We start from the raw sequence: 17,284 nt of genomic DNA on the forward strand, positions 1-17,284 counted from the left end.
GGGCGGCCGGTATCGCGGACGAAGTTCGGCGGTCGGGCCGCCGCAGGAGAGGCTGCGCGGCCGGCCGAAGATACGGGCGGGGCGCGGTCAGGCCGCGGCGTAGCCGGTGGTGTCGCCCCGGCCCGGCGCGGGGATCGGCTCGGTGGCCGAAGGCGCTGCGGGAGACACGGATTCGATCATGTCCAGCAGCAGCCAGCCATCGGCGGTCCAGCCGCCGTGCGTGTCGGTGCGTACCAGCCGCCCGCCCGGCACGAAGGGGTCGTCCACGAAACCCTCGGCGGCACCGTCCAATTCCAGCGCCAGCGCGGAACCACCCAGGTACACCTGCCCGGAGCGGCCCGGCGGCACCAGCCGCAGCGACTCGTCCAGCACCAGCAGCCGCGCGCCCGGAATCGGCCGCACCCGGCCGGAGCCGTCCAGCGGTCCGCGCGCCGCGACGCCCGCGTATTCCGGTGTGGTGTAGGCGAATCCGGTGCACGACCCGGGGGCCAGTTCGCGCAGCAGGGCGGAAAGCGCGGCCGGGCAGTCGTTTCCGAACACATCCCAGCGCCGCACGGTCGGCAGCGCTGGGGAGGGCAGGAAGGCCAGGTTCGCGAGGGTCCCGGCGTCGGCCACCACATGGGTCGAGGCGCTCAGGGCGATCAGCTCGGCCAGGGCGGCCGCGTCCGCGCGCTGAGCGGCGGTGGCCAGTACCAGGGTCGCGCCGTCGGCCAGCGTGGCCAGCAGTTCCACCGCGGCGTCGGTGGTGTCCCAGCGGATGGCCAGCAGCCGCACATCCGGCGAGCCGTATGCCCGGTCGATGGGGCAGGAGCGTTGATCAGCGGCGACCGCGCGGCGATCGTCGGCGGCCGCGGCCACCGCGACCGGCTTCATGCCGGTGCCGTGCGGCCCGAGTTCGGCCAGCACCGAGCCGAATTCGGCGGCCGCGGCGATATCGCACAGCACGCGAGCCAGATCGTCGAGCGTGGGCCCGGCGGTCCCGGTGACGCCGCCGTCGAGGCGTTCGAAGAGTTCGGCATAGGTGAGGATGTGATCGCCGCAGCGCACGGCGGTCCGCAGGGAGGGCACGCGGCGCCCGCACTCGATGAGCATGGAGACCGACGGCACGTCGTACAGTTCGACGCCATTGGCCCATTCGTCCACGAGCCGATGACGCTCGACGGCGGACAAGATTTCCGGCACCGCTCGCTCCATCGTTCCAAACCCCCGCTTCTAACTTATGCAACCCTAACCTAATCGATCGAGGGCACGATCAACCACCCCTTAGGGGATCGAATCGGCGACAACGGTCCCCACCCCTCGGGAAAATTAGGCTAGGCTCACCTACCGTTCGCCCTCGAACGGGCGGGCATCGGCAGACAGGAGAGTCACGATGAAGTCGGCGTTCACCGCGCGCAGCGGGCGATCGATCACCGCGCGAGCCGCCATTGCGGCCGTAGTGAGCCTGCTCGCCCTCGGGCTCGCGGCCTGCGGATCGAAGTCCGACGACTCGGCCGCCGGCGGTGGCGAACCGGTCACCATCACCCACGCCCTCGGGCAGACCACCGTGAACGGGACCCCGGCCCGCATCGTGGCGCTGGGCAATCAGTGGCTCGATACCGCGCAGGCGCTCGGCGTCACCCCGGTCGGCTACATCGACAACATCGCGGTGCTCAGCAAGGGCGCACCGCCGTGGGAACCGGCCGCGCTGGCACAGTCCACCGCGCTGCAGACCACCGGCAACCTCGCCGAACAGGTGGCCGCGCTGAACCCGGACCTGATCCTGGCCGACCCGTTCATCGCCGACGCCAAGACCTACGGCGACCTGTCCAAGGTCGCGCCCACCCTGCCCGGGCTCACCAAGGAGGCCGTCACGCCCTGGGCCGACCAGGTGCGCGCGCTCGGCCAGGTGCTGCACAAGACCGACGCCGCCGACAAGCTGATCGCCGACCTGAACGGCCGCATCGACGGTATCGCGCAACGCAATCCGGGCCTGAAGAACAAGACCTTCATCAGCTCCTGGCTGGCCGGGCCGTCGCAGCTCATGGTGCTCACCGACCCCAAGGACGGGTCCAGCCGCCTGTTCACCCAGCTCGGCATGACCATCCCGCAGCATCTGGTGGACCAGGGCGGCTCCGGCGGCCGCCTGGCCCTCTCGCCCGAACGCCTCGACGAACTCGACTCCGACCTGCTGTTGGCCGGCTACTCGCCCGGCATGGACGAGAAGTACCGCGGCCTACCGGGATTCGGCGCGCTGCCCGCGGTCAAGAAGAACTCCGCGGTCTTCCTCACCGTCCAGGAGATCAGCGCCATCAACCAGCCCACCCCGCTGGCCCTGCCCTACCTGCTCGACAAGCTCGAACCGGCTCTCGCCAACGCCGCCAAATGATCCGCACCCACGACTTCCGCTACGCCCTCCGTCCCGGCGTCACCTGCCTGACCGTCCCCGGCGGCGCGGTCCTGTTGAACCCGCCGCACAACGAGAAGCTGACCGGGCTCACCCCGGCCCAGAGCCAGGCGCTGAAGGCCCTCAATCGGGGTCGGGTGACTGCGGGCGAACTCGCGGCCGAATCCGAGTCGGTGGCAACCCTTCTCGACCGGCTGGCCGGGGCGGGCTGGCTGGAGGTCACCGTCCGCGACGGCGACCGGGACCTCTACACCCTGCGCCCCTTCACCACCCCGCCCGCGCGTCCGAGCGCAGGCGGACCGCGCCCGGTCCTGTCGAAATTCACTGTCATCCACCGTGATCCGGGCGGCCTGGTCCTGGAGCACCCCACCTCCTGGTGCGATCTCCGCGTCCACGACCCCCGCCTGCTGGCCCTCGCCGCCGGCGCCGATCCCACCGAACTCGGCCTGCCCGAGGCCCTTTCGGCCCGCATCGCCGCCGACCTGCGCTGGGGCGGCTTCACCGCCGACCCCGCCGCCGAGGACCGCGACTTCACCACCCGCAGCTGGAGCGCCCCCGACCTCTGGTTCCACCGGCGCAGCACCCTCGGCTCCCGCACCGTCACCTGGGACAACTTCGGCCCCACGGCATGGGCGAAAGACGAGTTCCCGCAACGCCCGGCGCGGCGCGCGCCCTACCCGGGCGCCCCGATCGCGCTCCCGGCGCCGGACCTCGCCACTCTCCGCGCCACCGACCCGGCCCTGACCGCCGTCCTCGAGGACCGTCGCTCCTGCCGGTCCTTCGACGACGCCCGGCCGATCACCCTTGCCCAGCTGGCCGAACTGCTGTACCGCAGTGCCCGCACCCGCTCGGTGGAGTCCACCCCGGACGGCGGCGAACTCCCTTCCCGCCCTTACCCTTCCGGTGGCAGCGTGCACGAACTGGAGCTGTATCCGGTGGTCCGCAATGTCGAGGGCCTGACCCCCGGCATGTACCACTACGACTCCTTCGAGCACGCCCTGCGCCCCGTCGCCCCCGCCGATTCCGCCGCGGTCCAGCGACTCGTGCGCACCACCACGGCCACCCTCGCCAACGCCACCGAACCCCAACTGCTGCTGCTGATCTCGGCTCGGGCAGGTCGCGTCATGTGGTCCTACGAGTCGGTCGCCTACGCGAATATCCTCAAACACGTCGGGGTCCTCATGCAGACCCTCTACCTCACCGCCACCGCCATGAACCTCGGTGCGGTGGCCCAGGGCTTCTCCGACACCGCCGCCTTCACCGCCGCCACCGGTGCCGACGAACTGGAGGAATGCAATGTGGGCAGCATGATCCTCGGCACGCCCGCGGGGGACCGCTAGTTTGGGTGTCATACCCGGCTGGGAGCATCGAGATCATGACGGCGACCGGGGATCAGGTGCGGGCGGTGGCGCTCGCGCTGGCGCGCACCACCGAGCAGTTCGAATGGCAGATGCCCACCTTCCGGGTGGCCGGGAAACTGTTCCTGACCCTGCCCGAGAACGAGACCTCCATGGCGGTCCGGTGCCCCATCGTGGATCGGGACGAGCTGGTGCAGGCCGAGCCGGAGAAGTTCTGGATCGCCCCGCACGAGGCCGGGAACGCGTGGGTGCGGGTGCGACTCGCCGCCCTGGACGACCACGATGAACTGACGGCCATCGTCACCGACTCCTGGCGGCTCGCCGCACCCCGGGAACTGGTGGATCCGGTCTGAACGGCCGGATCCCGCCGCGATCGGGGTGGGTCAGAAGGTGACGCGCTGGTCCTCGGCCAGGAAGAGTTTGTCGCCGTCCTTGGTGGTGAAGGCCGCGTGGTACTCGGCCTGGTTGCGGACCACCTGGTTGGCACGGAACTCGTCGGGCGAATGGGAGTCGTTGGCGAGCAGATTCTCGGTGTACTGCGAGGTCTGCTTGGACCGCCAGTTGCGTCCCCAGGACTCGAGCATGGGCTGATAGTCGGGGTTCTCGACGCCGGCCCGCTTCTGGTTGATGCGATAGGCGGCGAAGGCCATCTGCAGGCCGCGGTTGTCGGCCACGTTCTCGCTGAGGGTGAGGGTGCCGTCGACGTGGTGCGCGGGGTCGAGACCAGCGGGGACCAGGCCGTTGTACTGGTCGACGAGCTTCTTGGTACGGGCGTCGAACTTCGCCCGGTCCTCGGCGGTCCACCAGTCCTTCAGGTTGCCGTCCGCGTCGTACTTGGAGCCCTGATCGTCGAAGCCGTGGCCGATCTCGTGACCGATGACCGCGCCGCCCGCGCCGTAGTTGACCGCCGCCTCGGCCTTCGGGTCGAAGAACGGCGGCTGCAAAAAGGCTGCGGGGAACACGATTTCATTGTTGACCGGCTGGTAGTAGGCGTTCACCGTCTGCGGCGTCATACCCCACTCGGTCTTGTCCACCGGCTTGTCCAGCTTGTCGAACATCTTCTTGGCGCCGAAAACATTGGCGGCGCGCAGGGATTGGATGAGCTGGCCGCGGGTGATCTTCAGCCCGGTGTAGTCCTCCCACTTGTCCGGATAGCCGATCTTCACGCCCATCTTGCCCAGCTTGACCAGCGCGGCGTCCCGGGTGGGCTGCGACATCCACGTCGAATTGGTGAAGTTGTCCTTGTAGGCCGCGACCAGGTCGGCCACCATGTCCATCGCCCGATTCTTGGCCTCGGGCGGGAAGTGCTTGGCCACGTACAGCTTTCCGAGCTGCTCGCCCACCGTGCTGTCGACGGTGCCGACCGCCGACTTCCACCGCTCCGGCCGCTGCTGCTGCCCGCTCATCACGGTGCCGAAGAATTCGAAGTTGGCGTCGGAGAGCGTCTTCGGCAGGAACCGGGCGAACTCCCGCACCAGCGACAGTTTCAAGTAGTCCCGCCACACCGCGATATCCACGTCGTGCCACAGCTGCCCCGCCGCGGTGACGAACGACGGCTCGCCGACGATCACCGTCGCGAACAGGCTCTTGGGCCGATCGGTATTCCCGGAAAGCCAGGGCTCCCAATCGAATTGCGGCGCCAGCGCCACCATGTCGGCCCACGACATCCTGTTGTAGCTGGCCTCGGTGTCATGCAGTTTGATGTTGTCCCAGAACCCGGCCGCGATCCGCTTCTCCAGATCCAGTACCCGGCCCGCCATGGCCACCGGGTCCGGGAATCCGGCCCCGGTCGCGATCTTCTCCAGGTATGCCTTGTATCCGGCCAGCTTGTCGGCGTATTCGGGCTTGCGATAGTACTGCTCGCTCAAGCCGATTCCGGACTGACCGACCGAGGCGATGTACGCGCGGGAGTTCTTCCGGTCCACCGAGACGCCCAGCCCGATCAGCCCGCCGATCGGCAGCGCGCCCATCACCTTGGCCAGCTCCGGCTTGCCCGCGGCCTTGTCGATGTCGGCGAACATGTCGGCGAGCGGCGTGAGGCCCAGCTGCTCGATGGTGTCGACATCCATCCGGGCGTCGTACAGATCGCGGATCTGCTGCTCGGGTGTGTCCGGCTTGGGATCCTTGATGTCCTCGATGATCTCGCGCAGCTGGCCCTGGACCCGATCCGCGACATCGTCGAAGGTCCCGAACGACACCTTGTCCGGCGGCAGCTGATACTCCTGCAGCCACTTGCCGTTGACGAACCGGTACAGGTCGTCCTGCGGCCGCACCGTCGCGTCCGACCCGGACATGTCGGGGCCGGTGAGCTGGGTCGAGGTGACCGTGTTCTTCGTATCGCTGCTACACGCCGCCAGCGTGGCGACGGCCGGCGCGAGACCGAGCGCGATCAGAAAACGACGACGGTCCATACCGGCCGGACGATCCGACGAACTCACAGGCACTACCTCTCCCCGAAGCTGCGATACCGACGCGAGGCTACCGGGGACGGCGGCCTCGCGCGGGTTGTCACGTCCTCAGAGGGTGACGCGCTGGTCCGGCGGCAGGTATGCCTTGTCGCCGTCCTTCAGGTGATAGGTGCTGTAGAACTCGCCCAGATTCCGTACCACCTGATTGCACCGGAATTCGGCCGGAGAGTGCGGATCGGACGCGATCTGACTCTGCAGCGCCTCGGTGGTCATCTTGGTGCGCCAGGTCCGGCCCCAGGATTCGAACATCGGCCGATAGTCGGGAGTATCCGTCCCCTTGCGCTTCTCGGCCATCCGATAGGCCGCCAGGGAAATCTCGAGCCCGCGCAGATCCGCCAGATTCTCACCGACCGTGAGCTCGCCGTTGACGTGCTGATCGGGCGGCAGGCCCGCCGGCACCAGCGCGTTGTACTGCGCGATCAGCTGGTTGGTCTTGGCCGCGAAGGCCGCCTTGTCCTCCGGTGTCCACCAATCCTTCAGATTGCCGTCCCCGTCGTACTTGGAGCCCTGATCGTCGAACCCGTGGCCGATCTCGTGCCCTATCACCGCACCGCCCGCACCGTAGTTCACCGCGGGCTGGGCATCCGGATCGAAGAACGGCGGCTGCAGAAAGGCCGCCGGGAACACGATTTCATTGCCGCTGGGGTTGTAGTAGGCGTTCACCGTCTGCGGCGGCATGACCCATTCCGACTTGTCCACCGGCGTCCCCAGCCGATCGAACATTCGCTTCGCCTCGAAAGCGTCCGTGGCGCGCAGGGATTCGACCAGCCTGCCCCTGGTGACCGTGAGTTTGGAGTAGTCCTGCCACTTGTCCGGGTAGCCGATCTTGGCGTTGATCTTCCCGAGTTTCGCGATGGCCGCGTCCCGGGTGGGTGGCGACATCCACGTCGAATTCTGGAAGTTCTCCCGATACGCCGCGCGCAGATCGTCGACCATCTCGAGTGCCCGCTTCTTGGCCTCGGCCGGGAAATGCTTGGCCACGTACTGCTTTCCGAGCGCTTCGCCCACGGCGTCGTTGACCGTTTCCACGGCCCGCCGCCACTGCTCCGGCTGTTCCCGCAGCCCCTGGACCACCTTGCCCGTGAAATCGAAATTGGCGTCGGCGATCGCCTTGGGCAGATAGGGCGCGTACGCGCGCACCAGGCTCAGCTTCAGGTACTCGCGCCAGGCGGCGAGGTCGACGTCGGCCCACAGCTGCCCCGCGCCGGTCACGAACGACGGCTCGGCCACATCGACCTTGCCGAACATGTTCTTGGGCCGGTCGGTGTTCCCCGAAAGCCAAGGGTCCCAGTCGAATTGCGGTCCCAGCGCGGTCAGCTCGGTCCAGGTCATCAGGTTGTAGGTCGCGTCGGTATCGCGGGTTCTGACATTGTCCCAATGGAATCCGGCGATGCGGGTCTCCAGGTCCACCACCCGGTCGGCCAGCGCGGTCGGGTCCGGGAACCCGGCTCCGGCGGCGAGGCGCTGCATGAACGTCCGGTACGCGGCGAGCCGGGCGGCGTATTCGGGCTTGCGGTAGTACTGCTCGCCCATGCCGAGCCCGGACTGCTCGATCGAGGGGAGATAGGCATTGGAGTTCTTCGGGTCCGGGCCCACGCTCAGGCCGATGAGACCCACAGTGGTGAATCCGCCCATCACATGCGCGAGATCCGGCTTGGTCGCGGCCTTGTCGATCTGATCGAACAGATCCTGCAGCGGCGTCATGCCGAGCGTCTCGATCTCGTCCCGGTTCATCCGCGCGTCGTAGAGGTCGCGGATCTTCTGCTCGTCCGACCCGGCCTTGGGATCGCGGATCCCCTCGATGATCTCCCTCAGCTGCCCCTGGACCCGCTCCTGCACGTCGTCGAAGGTCCCGAACGACGACTTGTCCGGTGGCAGCTGATACTCCTGCAGCCACTTCCCGTTGACGAACCGGTACAGATCGTCCTGCGGCCGCACTGTCGGATCCGACCCGGACATGTCCGGCCCGGTCGGCGGTTTCGAGGACTGGGAGTCCGGGGAGCAAGCTGGCAATACGGCCACGGCGGGCGCCAGGCCCAGGGCGATCAGGAACGTACGGCGGTCGAGAGCGATGGGGCGCTCGGACAACGCGAATCTCCTCTACCGGATGATCGGAACAGCTCGGACGTTGCTCGCGCCGACGCTAGTTGACCCGACTGAGGAAAATCTGAATCCGCGCCGAGCCATCTGCTCCGCCCCGATTTCACCCTGAACAGGGTCTTCGCTAAACTGTTCCGGTTGCCTGCGGGAGCTATGCCCGCACTTCGGCCGCGAACCCACAGTGGTTGTTCTCCTGTTCGGTGAAAAACCGCTGGCAGGCGCTGCCCCGCGTACCTGCGGAGCGGGCCATTGGCTCAGCTGAAGGGCAACTGACCATGCCCGTCGGGTCGGCAATCCGGCGTGCATATCGTCCAGGTCTAGGAGGAGCTGAAGTGATTCAGCAGGAGTCGCGGCTGCGCGTCGCCGACAACACGGGTGCCAAGGAGATCCTCTGCATCCGCGTTCTCGGTGGTTCGTCGCGCCGCTATGCCGGCATCGGCGACATCATCGTCGCCACTGTCAAGGACGCCATCCCCGGCGGCAACGTCAAGAAGGGCGAGGTCGTCAAGGCCGTCGTCGTGCGCACCGTCAAGGAGCGTCGTCGCCCGGATGGCTCGTACATCAAGTTCGACGAGAACGCTGCGGTGCTGATCAAGGCGGACAACGATCCGCGTGGCACCCGTATCTTCGGCCCGGTCGGCCGTGAGCTGCGTGAGAAGCGCTTCATGAAGATCGTCTCGCTGGCCCCGGAGGTGCTGTAACCATGAAGGTGCACAAGGGCGACACGGTCATCGTGATCTCGGGCAAGGACAAGGGCGCCAAGGGCAAGGTCATCCAGGCCTACCCGGCGACCGGCAAGGTCCTCGTCGAGGGCGTGAACCGCATCAAGAAGCACGTCGCGAACTCCGCGAACCAGCGTGGCGCCAGCTCGGGCGGCATCGTCACCCAGGAAGCGCCGATCCAGGCCTCCAACGTGATGGTCGTCGACTCCGACGGCAAGCCGACCCGCGTGGGCTACCGCACCGATGAGAACGGCAAGCGGGTCCGCATCTCCCGTCGCAACGGGAAGGACATCTGAGATGACTTCTACTGAGAACAAGGTGCAGCCGCGCCTGAAGACCCGCTACCGCGAGGAAATCAAGCCGGCCCTGAACAACGAGTTCAACTACGCCAACGTGATGCAGATCCCGGGCGTGGTGAAGGTCGTCGTCAACATGGGTGTCGGCGACGCCGCCCGTGACGCCAAGCTGATCAACGGTGCGGTCGCCGACCTCACCCTGATCACCGGCCAGAAGCCCGAGATCCGCAAGGCGACCAAGTCCATCGCGCAGTTCAAGCTGCGTGAGGGCATGCCGATCGGCGCGAAGGTCACCCTGCGCGGCGACCGGATGTGGGAGTTCCTGGACCGTCTGATCTCGATCGCGCTGCCGCGTATCCGCGACTTCCGCGGTCTGTCGCCGAAGCAGTTCGACGGCAACGGCAACTACACCTTCGGTCTCTCCGAGCAGTCCATGTTCCACGAGATCGACGTCGACAAGATCGACCGTCCGCGTGGTATGGACATCACCGTGGTGACCACCGCCACCAACAACGAAGAAGGCCGGGCCCTGCTCAAGCACCTCGGCTTCCCGTTCAAGGAGAACTGATCCATGGCTAAGAAGGCTCTGATCAACAAGGCCAACGCCAAGCCGAAGTTCGCGGTGCGCGCCTACACCCGCTGCCAGCGCTGCGGCCGCCCGCACGCCGTCTACCGCAAGTTCGGCCTGTGCCGTGTTTGCCTGCGCGAGATGGCCCACCGCGGCGAACTCCCGGGCGTCCACAAGTCGTCCTGGTGACTTGCCGGTCCTGGTGACCGCGTAATACCAAACCCGAAGGCCCCCACCGAGATCCGTCTCGGCGGGGGCCTTCGACGCGATGAGGCTTCAGCTGCCGCCGCTGGGGAGATGGCCGCCGAATCCGCCGCGCAACACCCGGCCGCCGGCCGCGGGGACGCCGCGGTCGAGGACGCGGCCGGTGGCGGGGCGGATGAAGCTGCCCAGCGTCAGGCCTACGACCGCGCCGACGGCGGGGTAGATCAGCGACGAGGAATGATGCAGCCAGAAGCGGGAATACGTGTCCTCGTCGGTGTCGCAAAGGTCATCGTCGACCCGTACGTTGGTTTCCGGGTCCATGCAGATCGCCACATCGGTCGGTTCGGTGTCCGCGTAGGTGGTGGTCGGGGCCTGTGTGGTGGTTGTCGGGACCGTAGTGGTCGGGACTCGTGTGGTGGTTGTCGGTCGCACAGTGGTGAGGGCGATCGGCGGCAGGGTAGTGCTCGGGGCCGCACGCTCCGAGGGGGCGGCGACGCACCCACTCGATACCAGCGCGGCCGCCACCGTCGCCGGTAGCAGATATGACACCCGAAGTGAGCGCTTGCGCGGTCTATCGGTGGCTGTCCCGATCTTCCCTGGCATAAAAACCGGTCCTTCCCCCATCGTCAGAGCGGGGAGCCTAGCAATACGGGCGGGCGACCGACACCGGCTTCCTCGTGACCGACCGATTGCCCAGCCGATTCGATCGGCATTGGCGCAACTACTTGCCGGCTGCGCGCACCGTTGCTCGATATCGAGTATATTTGGATCTGATATCACATATATAGGCGAGTCGGTGAGGAGTTCGTCCATGTCCAAACTTCTGATCGAAGTCGATGATGAGGCACTCGCGGAGGCCCAGCGCATTCTGGGCACATCCACCAAGAAGGACACGGTGAATGCCGCACTCATCGAGGTCGCGAAGCGGATCAAACGAGCCAAGGCTCTCGCGGAGCTAGCGGAGATGGGGGAGCGGGGTGATTTCGACATCCTGCTCGAGAAGGGCAACTACCGCCCATGATCCACTACTTGATCGACACTTCGGCCGCGGGACGGTTGTTCTCGAATCCATCTCTGCGCAAGGCTTGGGAAGAGCCACTGACCGCGGGGGTGATCGCCGTCTGCGACGTTGTCGAACTCGAGTTCCTCTTCAGCGCGACTTCCCTGGCGGACCGACTGCGCAAGAAGGATCTCATGTCCGAGCTCTTCGGATGGGTTGTCATGCCCGACGATGGATGGCAACGGGCTCATCGCGTACAACAATCCCTCACCGAATCCGGACGACATCGCAGCGCAGGCGTCACGGATCTGTTGGTAGCGATCACAGCTGCCACCCATAATCTCACAATTCTCCACTACGACCATGATTTCGAGACGGTTGCCGGCGTGACCGGCCAACCGACACAGTGGATTTCACCGCCCGGCTCGATTCCGTGACTCCGCTCTGGCTCTCTAGGCCCGCTTCGCGACCTCGGCACCCGCCGAATCCGATCTCGACGCCGCCTCGGAGGCCCACCAGATCAGAAGGCCGCGCCCTGCTCGAGCACCTCGGCTTCCCGTTCAAGGAGAATTGATCCACAGTCGGAGAGCGAGCAGCGGTTGGAGTGCGCTGCCATGCGCAGACGGGCGGCAAGTCCAACCGTTCCAAACTCGCACTACAACTGAGAAATTGGCGCGAGAACACCATTCGATGGCGGATATTGCGGGGTTACACCGGTCGTCGGCAGGTTCGCCTTCGGCGACCGGCCACCGGTGCGGGCGGACGATATCTACGCCGATGGGCTGACCAGCAAGCACCACAGGGCGCGAGCGGGGTTGCTGGACTCCGCCCGCTGCGAAGGTCTGCGACTTCAGCATCGAAGCTACCGACGCTTGCGTGTCGTTCGCGCGCCACGCATTCGCTCCAATGCCGAGTTGACAGCGTTCTTGTCGAATTGCGCGGGATCGAAATCGTCGGCGGTGTCGAGGCCGAGCCATTCCAGCACGTCTTCGTGATCGTGGCCGTTCGGGTCGGCGAGGGTCGCCAGGATGTTCTCGTATCCCCAGATTCCGCCGCAGTCTTCCGGCGGAGCGGCGCGCCTTCCGCCGGTGCAGCGAGGGTACTCGGCCGTGGCTTCGGCGGGGCCGATGTGCTCGACGAGAATGGTGTGCTCCCAGTCATCGCCGAAGTCATAGGTGTAGACCAGCTTCGCGCCGCCGCTGGCGACCTGTTCCAGCGTCGCCTTGGTGTCGGCGCGACGACCCAACTCGGGGTCCGGCTCGCCGAAATCGCCGAAATCGGTTTCGAACACGTGCAAATGGTCGTCGTCCCATTCGAACGCGGCTTGCAACACATCGTGCAGTTCGTTCAGCGGGATGTCGCCCGGTACCTCGAGTCGCCGCCAGATCGGCGGCTTGGCACCGCGTAGATCGACCCGCAGCCGGTAGATCGGCGCCCGGCCGTCGCGGGTCTTGCGCTTGGTCGGCAGCTTGCGGGGTCTGGGCGAGCCGAGGGGGCGGCCGGCCGCAGTCGTGAACTGGCGCAGCATGTCCAGCAGGTCGTCGGGTGACGACTGCGGGTGGGCCGGAATCGGTTTCGGTGACCTCGGCAGCGCGCGCAGCCGGGCCTGCAACAGCGGGAGCACGATGTGGTAGCCGGGGCCGTCCTCGTCGCCCAGGTCGATGATGTCGGCGAGGTCGGCGGTGTCGAGATCCTCGCGGTCGTGCGTTGCGCGGCGATCCAGCGCCACCTCGGCGCGCCAGCGGAATTCGGCTGGGCTGAGCGGTACTTCGTGGAAGGTGAGTCCGGCCTCGCACGCGTGTTGTCGGACGTCGTCGAGTGCGGTCGGCAAATGGTGCGAGTCGATCAGATTGATGCTGGCCGCCGCGCCGCAGTGGTCTGGTTCGACGAGCAGGATGATCGCGTGTGACCGGTCCGCTCGGTCGAAACACGCTGACAGTACGAAGGCTTCGCCGTCGGGATCGGTCATGGCCAGGAAGTCTCGGGCGGTCACCGGTTGGGCCAGCTCCTCGATCCACGGCGCGGATCCGCGCGCCGGCAACCGGTCGAGTTCGGCGGCCGCCTCCTGCCCGAGGCGGCCCGCACCGAGGGACGCCAGCACAGCCAGCACCGCGGACGCGTTCTCACCCAGTGCGAGGATCGCCGGAAGCATTGGGGTGATTCCTGTTTCCTCCAGGTCGTCACCGGCCAGGCGGGTGGTCGCCAGCAGCATTCCGCCGAAGAGTTCGGCCTCTACCGGATCGATGAAGTGCTCGAGTGCGTGCAGGATGTCCTGCCTCGCGGTCTCGGGGTCGAAGCCGCCGCACTCGCCGCATTCACACCCGGTCGGAGCCTCCGCCGAACCCACCACTCGAAGACTGCCGCGTGACTCTCGCTTCCGGTTCACCCGCCCTACCCTATGTGCGAGCGGCCGCCCGTTCCATCGATTGCGCTCACGTCCGGAACCGATCAATCTTGGGGCTCCGGTTGAGGGCTGGACGGCCTCGTCCCCACTCAGTTCCGATGCGGTGGCATCGCGCTCGACCGCGTGAACCCGCTGGCGGCCAGGGCCGCGGCCCGCAGCATCATGGCCGGGGGCACCGGGGGAGCGCTGTCGACGGGTTCGCCGCCCATCGCCGTCGGGTGTGGTGAAATCCCGATGGCCCACCGGGTTTTCGAGCACGGGAAACGTGCCGAAGTGGACGGTGCCGGTCCAGCGGCGGATGTGGTCGGTGGCCGTATTCAGTTCGGCCGCCTGGGCGGCCAGCATGGAGCGCAGGGCGAACGCGGTCGCGAGCGGCGGACTCCGGAGGGTGGGTGTCGGGATGCTCGAGCCGCTGCTGCCGACGAAACGGCAAGTTCTGCAAGCCTGTCAGGGCATCGGATGTGTTCGGCATCCGCTGTTGGACGCACTGCGCCAGCTCACCGAGCCGCACGCGGAATGGGCTGCGCAAGACCGCCGATTTCGTGAAAGTGAGTGGCGCAGAGTCGAACTCATCGATTTCATCGATGATTGGGTGCCTTCGGCGCTACCGCCCGAGCACGGCTGTGCGGCCCTGCACGCCGAATCGCTGAGGTCGATCGCAGACCGGCTGGCGCACCTCGCGTCGTGCGCCGCCGCGCATCTGGCCCCCACCCTGGTTGATGTCTGGGGCCGGCTGGCCGAATTGGCGGTCGGCTACCGCGGTGTCATGTCACGTACGTGGTGACTCACACCGGTACGACGGTCAGCAGCGGTTCCAAACCCTTGAAGTCGTCCGCGTTGCGGGTGAACAGAGGCAGGTCGTTTGCCGAGGCGATGGCAGCGATCATCAAGGCCATTTTGCGGGGTTTCGGGCTACGGCCTGATGCGACAACGAGTTTCGCCATCGACGTGAACCGTCGAGCGGATGCGGTGCAGAATGGCAGCGCGTCGAAGCCGTGTTCGATCGCTAGTAGACGCTCCGTACGAAGGGCGAGTGCCTGGGGCGTTGCCGCTAGAGCTATCCCCAAACCGAGCTGGGCCAGCGTCACCGTGCTGATCCGCGGTCGCACGGGCAGTCTGGAATCCTCGATGAGATCGATATCAGATGGTTCTCCATCGGTGTGCCGGTGATCGCGAGGGTGAATTCGCGGTCCAGGCGGCGCACACCCTGATGCACCTTCGTCTGATGGTTCTTGACGAATTGCGCCTCGTCGAGGATCACGCCGGCCCAGCGATGACCGGCGTACTGCTCGATATCCAAGCGCAGCAATGTATACGAGGTGACCAGGATATCGATGTCCGCCGTCAGCTCGTCCAGCGTCCGCCCGCTGCGGGCGAAGGTGTCGGTCACCGTCACGGTGCGCAGCTTCGGGGTGAAGCGTGCTGCTTCCGCCCAGTTCGCGACCACGCTGGCGGGCGCGACGATCAGCCACGGCGCACCATCCGGCTGGTGCTCTCGGGCGTGACAGATCAGGGCCAACGATCTAGAGCGCCGACCTGCCGGCCGTGAACCAGACTGTCGTCGCATACCGCCGCGGATCGCGCCTTCCAGTTGCCGGGCCTCGGGCGCCCATTCGGCGGACAGCACCCGCCCCTGCTCGGCATAGTTCAGTCCCCGCCAGAACGTGGTTTCGTCGAAATACTCTTCGAGGCTCAGATCCTCGACGACGAGCTTGTCCAATGACAGGGGCGCAGGCTACTCCGTGAGACTCGACCCGGACGCGTCACCGTTCACGCCACCTGGCCCCGCGCGTCGCCGGTATCGCACCGCTGGTGCAAGGAGAGCGAAAGCCTGACCGTCCCGCCAAGTCGCGGCCAGGGTATCGCCGCATCCAATCCTGTCAATGCCGCGTTGGGTCCGGCAAGACCCAGGGGTGTCCCAGACCGGTGGTAGACGTCGGGCCGTCTACCCCTATCGCGGGGGAGTCGAATCTCTCACCGGCGCAAAGGGTTCACGCATGCAGTACACCGAGACCGACGGGCCCGCTCTGCTGCTGGGACACGGGTTCCGTCATCGGTGGTCACGTAGGGCACCGGCCCAACTCCCTTGTCGAATAATCGAACTCGCGTGCTGGATGGCCGCCCTAGCGGACGGTTCCGCCAGCTGGAGGCGTCGTACTGTGCAGAGGGACGCGGGGAAGGTGGTGGCCGCCCGCGATCATCCGAGCCACCGACCCCGCAATGTCCGAGGTCGATACCGAACGGCTGCTCGAGTTGGCCGCGCGACGGCGCAGAACGTTGCTCCGGCGCTTTCTCTCTACACGGGGCGTGGAATCTCATCTGTTCACATGAGGATTTTCCGGGCGGCCGGTGCTGTGCTGATGAGCGAGGAAAACTCCGGATGGGTTGACCTTCGTACACCAGGATTGCATGCAGTTAGGAAAGGTCATGAGGATGAATAAGATTCGCGCGACCGTGGCAGCGTTCGCGTGTGCGCCGTTGATCGTGATTGGCACCGGAGTCGCCGCGGCGTCGCCCGCTCCCGACCCTGCCCCCACCCCTGCGGTACCGGTACAGGTCGAGCCTGCCGTTTTAACGCTGGTGCCTTCATTGGGGCTCAGCCTACTTCTCGTTCCGGGCTGCATTGCCGCCCTCGTCCCCCCGTTCACCGCGATCGGGGTTGCCTGCCTGGTGGGCGTCTGACCTGGAGAAATCCGCAGCGCGCTCTCGCACTTCGGTGCGAGAGCGCCCCTCGGTTACAGCGCGACACTTCGGGAGAGCAATATTCGGCAGATGTCCACCAGGGGCCGCAGGTGTCATCGGCCTGACACTCGCAACCATGGGGGGCGTGCACGCGGCGCCCCCGGCGGAACTGGGCGGTGGATCGGGGATAGTTCTCGACGACGGCTCACTGTGCACCCACACAGCGATTGGCTGGGACGCATAAGGCCGGACGGTCGGATTGACTGCGGGCCATTGAATGCGCGTGGCGGTGTGGGTTCGGGGTTCCGCCCGGCCCAGGCGTGCGGGCGAGTGCGCCGCCGCAATGGTCGTGATCTCCGAGAGTTATTGCGCGGCATTCGCGACAGTCAGCAAGAGCCGCACCAGCTCGGCCTGCCGGTGGGTCCCCGTCTTGATGAAGATGTGTTGCAGGTGCGTGCGGGCCGTGGCCAAGGAGACCGAGAGCTGGTCGGCGACAGCCGGTAAGCCTTCACCGTGCAGCACTCCCTTGGCGACCATGGTCTCGGCTTCGGTCAGCTCATACAGTTCCTGTAGCACTTCCGATTGCGGTCCCGGATCGTGATCCGGATCGACGACCAGCAGTAGCGCGGCTCGATGCCACGGCAAGCCTCCGGCCATACCGTCCAGAGGTGTGACATGCACCGTGAGAGCACGCTTTCCCGATCGTCGAGCGACTGCGATAGTGCCGCCCGCACCCGCCGGGGCGGCGGCCTCGCGGATGAGCCGGCACAGCTGCATATGCTTCGCGGGTGGCGTGGCGCGCAATCTCCCGAAGGAGTCCACCGCCAGCCCGTCGATATCGAGTGTGATCTCTTCGGCCATGGAGTTGGCGAACATCAGCGTGGCATCCTCGGCGACGATCAGGATTCCGTACTGCGCCTTTTCCAGTGTCGCGAACGCGAATGCGCGCTCACGGGCCAATTCGACCAGCTTCGACTGCGTGTGAAGGGCCTGCTCCAGGTGCGGCACCAGGGCGCGCATGAGTGCTCTGCCCTCGGAGTGACGAGATACATCGATGCTTTCGGGTAAGACAACGCAGATCCACGATGCCGGGATC

General features: G+C 66.6%; 18 protein-coding genes. 10 read left to right on the forward strand and 8 right to left on the reverse strand.

What is annotated here, in order from left to right:
* Nucleotides 1–87: 87 nt before the first annotated feature.
* Nucleotides 88–1,182, reverse strand: a complete 1,095-nt coding sequence (locus ACFXKA_RS02365) for an AMP-binding protein (protein WP_379425507.1) — start codon at nucleotides 1,180–1,182, stop codon at nucleotides 88–90.
* Between the two features lie 190 nt (nucleotides 1,183–1,372).
* Here ACFXKA_RS02365 and ACFXKA_RS02370 point away from each other — a divergent pair, with 190 nt between their 5' ends.
* Genes ACFXKA_RS02370 through ACFXKA_RS02380 form a run of 3 tightly spaced genes read left to right on the forward strand, consistent with a single transcriptional unit; the run spans nucleotide 1,373 to nucleotide 4,097 of the window.
* The gene (locus tag ACFXKA_RS02370) at nucleotides 1,373–2,368 is read left to right on the forward strand and encodes an ABC transporter substrate-binding protein (RefSeq protein ID WP_379425509.1); all 996 of its coding nucleotides are present in this window, start codon (nucleotides 1,373–1,375) and stop codon (nucleotides 2,366–2,368) included.
* The gene (locus ACFXKA_RS02375; RefSeq protein WP_379425510.1) at nucleotides 2,365–3,726 is read left to right on the forward strand and encodes a SagB family peptide dehydrogenase; all 1,362 of its coding nucleotides are present in this window, start codon (nucleotides 2,365–2,367) and stop codon (nucleotides 3,724–3,726) included. The genes ACFXKA_RS02370 and ACFXKA_RS02375 overlap by 4 nt, the downstream gene beginning before the upstream one ends.
* A gap of 35 nt (nucleotides 3,727–3,761) precedes the next feature.
* Entirely contained in the window at nucleotides 3,762–4,097 is a 336-nt protein-coding gene (locus ACFXKA_RS02380; protein WP_354830530.1) for an MmcQ/YjbR family DNA-binding protein, read from the forward strand.
* A 30-nt stretch (nucleotides 4,098–4,127) separates the two neighbouring features.
* On the opposite strand, the gene ACFXKA_RS02385 is transcribed toward ACFXKA_RS02380, so the two are convergent.
* Both ACFXKA_RS02385 and ACFXKA_RS02390 read right to left on the reverse strand, forming a co-directional pair.
* The gene (locus ACFXKA_RS02385; protein WP_379425512.1) at nucleotides 4,128–6,182 is read right to left on the reverse strand and encodes a M13 family metallopeptidase; all 2,055 of its coding nucleotides are present in this window, start codon (nucleotides 6,180–6,182) and stop codon (nucleotides 4,128–4,130) included.
* A gap of 78 nt (nucleotides 6,183–6,260) precedes the next feature.
* Nucleotides 6,261–8,300, reverse strand: coding sequence for a M13 family metallopeptidase (locus tag ACFXKA_RS02390; RefSeq protein ID WP_379425514.1), 2,040 nt, complete (start codon nucleotides 8,298–8,300; stop codon nucleotides 6,261–6,263).
* A 344-nt stretch (nucleotides 8,301–8,644) separates the two neighbouring features.
* On the opposite strand from ACFXKA_RS02390, the gene rplN reads away from it, so the two are divergent.
* Genes rplN through ACFXKA_RS02410 form a run of 4 tightly spaced genes read left to right on the forward strand, consistent with a single transcriptional unit; the run spans nucleotide 8,645 to nucleotide 10,087 of the window.
* Nucleotides 8,645–9,013 carry a 50S ribosomal protein L14 gene (gene rplN, locus ACFXKA_RS02395; RefSeq protein WP_033090674.1) on the forward strand — a complete coding sequence of 123 codons (369 nt, stop codon included), beginning with the start codon at nucleotides 8,645–8,647 and terminating at the stop codon, nucleotides 9,011–9,013.
* A gap of 2 nt (nucleotides 9,014–9,015) precedes the next feature.
* Nucleotides 9,016–9,330 carry a 50S ribosomal protein L24 gene (rplX, locus tag ACFXKA_RS02400; RefSeq protein ID WP_040804283.1) on the forward strand — a complete coding sequence of 105 codons (315 nt, stop codon included), beginning with the start codon at nucleotides 9,016–9,018 and terminating at the stop codon, nucleotides 9,328–9,330.
* 1 nt (nucleotide 9,331) lies between these two features.
* Nucleotides 9,332–9,898 carry a 50S ribosomal protein L5 gene (gene rplE, locus ACFXKA_RS02405; RefSeq protein ID WP_354830525.1) on the forward strand — a complete coding sequence of 189 codons (567 nt, stop codon included), beginning with the start codon at nucleotides 9,332–9,334 and terminating at the stop codon, nucleotides 9,896–9,898.
* Nucleotides 9,899–9,901: 3 nt separating this feature from the next.
* Nucleotides 9,902–10,087 carry a type Z 30S ribosomal protein S14 gene (locus tag ACFXKA_RS02410; RefSeq protein WP_029923637.1) on the forward strand — a complete coding sequence of 62 codons (186 nt, stop codon included), beginning with the start codon at nucleotides 9,902–9,904 and terminating at the stop codon, nucleotides 10,085–10,087.
* A gap of 87 nt (nucleotides 10,088–10,174) precedes the next feature.
* On the opposite strand, the gene ACFXKA_RS02415 is transcribed toward ACFXKA_RS02410, so the two are convergent.
* On the reverse strand, nucleotides 10,175–10,534 hold the full coding sequence (locus tag ACFXKA_RS02415; RefSeq protein ID WP_364605610.1) for a hypothetical protein: 360 nt from the start codon (nucleotides 10,532–10,534) through the stop codon (nucleotides 10,175–10,177).
* A gap of 379 nt (nucleotides 10,535–10,913) precedes the next feature.
* Between ACFXKA_RS02415 and ACFXKA_RS02420 the strand changes: the two genes are divergently transcribed.
* Nucleotides 10,914–11,123 (forward strand): type II toxin-antitoxin system VapB family antitoxin, encoded by a 210-nt coding sequence (locus ACFXKA_RS02420; RefSeq protein ID WP_354830522.1) that lies wholly within the window; start codon nucleotides 10,914–10,916, stop codon nucleotides 11,121–11,123.
* Nucleotides 11,124–11,131: 8 nt separating this feature from the next.
* Entirely contained in the window at nucleotides 11,132–11,539 is a 408-nt protein-coding gene (locus ACFXKA_RS02425) for a PIN domain nuclease (protein ID WP_379425516.1), read from the forward strand.
* A 425-nt stretch (nucleotides 11,540–11,964) separates the two neighbouring features.
* Here the strand turns inward: ACFXKA_RS02425 and ACFXKA_RS02430 are convergent, their stop codons facing one another.
* Complete coding sequence (locus ACFXKA_RS02430; RefSeq protein WP_379425518.1) at nucleotides 11,965–13,449, reverse strand: plasmid pRiA4b ORF-3 family protein; 1,485 nt, start codon at nucleotides 13,447–13,449, stop codon at nucleotides 11,965–11,967.
* 355 nt (nucleotides 13,450–13,804) lie between these two features.
* Here ACFXKA_RS02430 and ACFXKA_RS02435 point away from each other — a divergent pair, with 355 nt between their 5' ends.
* Entirely contained in the window at nucleotides 13,805–14,290 is a 486-nt protein-coding gene (locus tag ACFXKA_RS02435; RefSeq protein WP_379425520.1) for a hypothetical protein, read from the forward strand.
* Between the two features lies 1 nt (nucleotide 14,291).
* Here ACFXKA_RS02435 and ACFXKA_RS02440 read toward each other — a convergent pair whose 3' ends face one another.
* From ACFXKA_RS02440 to ACFXKA_RS02450, 3 genes are all read right to left on the reverse strand, one after another.
* Complete coding sequence (locus tag ACFXKA_RS02440) at nucleotides 14,292–14,594, reverse strand: type II toxin-antitoxin system VapC family toxin (RefSeq protein ID WP_379425521.1); 303 nt, start codon at nucleotides 14,592–14,594, stop codon at nucleotides 14,292–14,294.
* A complete protein-coding gene (locus ACFXKA_RS02445) occupies nucleotides 14,591–15,226 on the reverse strand; it encodes an SNF2-related protein (protein ID WP_379425522.1) in 636 nt (211 codons plus the stop codon). Before ACFXKA_RS02445 ends, ACFXKA_RS02440 begins: the two co-directional genes overlap by 4 nt.
* Before the next feature lie 1,325 nt (nucleotides 15,227–16,551).
* Nucleotides 16,552–17,208 carry a helix-turn-helix transcriptional regulator gene (locus ACFXKA_RS02450; protein WP_379425523.1) on the reverse strand — a complete coding sequence of 219 codons (657 nt, stop codon included), beginning with the start codon at nucleotides 17,206–17,208 and terminating at the stop codon, nucleotides 16,552–16,554.
* Nucleotides 17,209–17,284: the final 76 nt, after the last annotated feature.

This window comes from Nocardia sp. NPDC059228 (genome assembly GCF_042754245.1).
In the GTDB taxonomy this organism is placed as follows: Bacteria; Actinomycetota; Actinomycetes; order Mycobacteriales; family Mycobacteriaceae; genus Nocardia.

Coding starts and splice junctions, on each gene's coding strand:
- ACFXKA_RS02370 (WP_379425509.1), top strand. CDS start 1,373: ATGAAGTCGGCGTTCACCGCGCGCAGCGGGCGATCGATCACCGCGCGA.
- ACFXKA_RS02375 (WP_379425510.1), top strand. CDS start 2,365: ATGATCCGCACCCACGACTTCCGCTACGCCCTCCGTCCCGGCGTCACC.
- ACFXKA_RS02380 (WP_354830530.1), top strand. CDS start 3,762: ATGACGGCGACCGGGGATCAGGTGCGGGCGGTGGCGCTCGCGCTGGCG.
- rplX (WP_040804283.1), top strand. CDS start 9,016: ATGAAGGTGCACAAGGGCGACACGGTCATCGTGATCTCGGGCAAGGAC.
- rplE (WP_354830525.1), top strand. CDS start 9,332: ATGACTTCTACTGAGAACAAGGTGCAGCCGCGCCTGAAGACCCGCTAC.
- ACFXKA_RS02410 (WP_029923637.1), top strand. CDS start 9,902: ATGGCTAAGAAGGCTCTGATCAACAAGGCCAACGCCAAGCCGAAGTTC.
- ACFXKA_RS02420 (WP_354830522.1), top strand. CDS start 10,914: ATGTCCAAACTTCTGATCGAAGTCGATGATGAGGCACTCGCGGAGGCC.
- ACFXKA_RS02435 (WP_379425520.1), top strand. CDS start 13,805: ATGTGGTCGGTGGCCGTATTCAGTTCGGCCGCCTGGGCGGCCAGCATG.
- ACFXKA_RS02450 (WP_379425523.1), bottom strand. CDS start 17,208: ATGCGCGCCCTGGTGCCGCACCTGGAGCAGGCCCTTCACACGCAGTCG.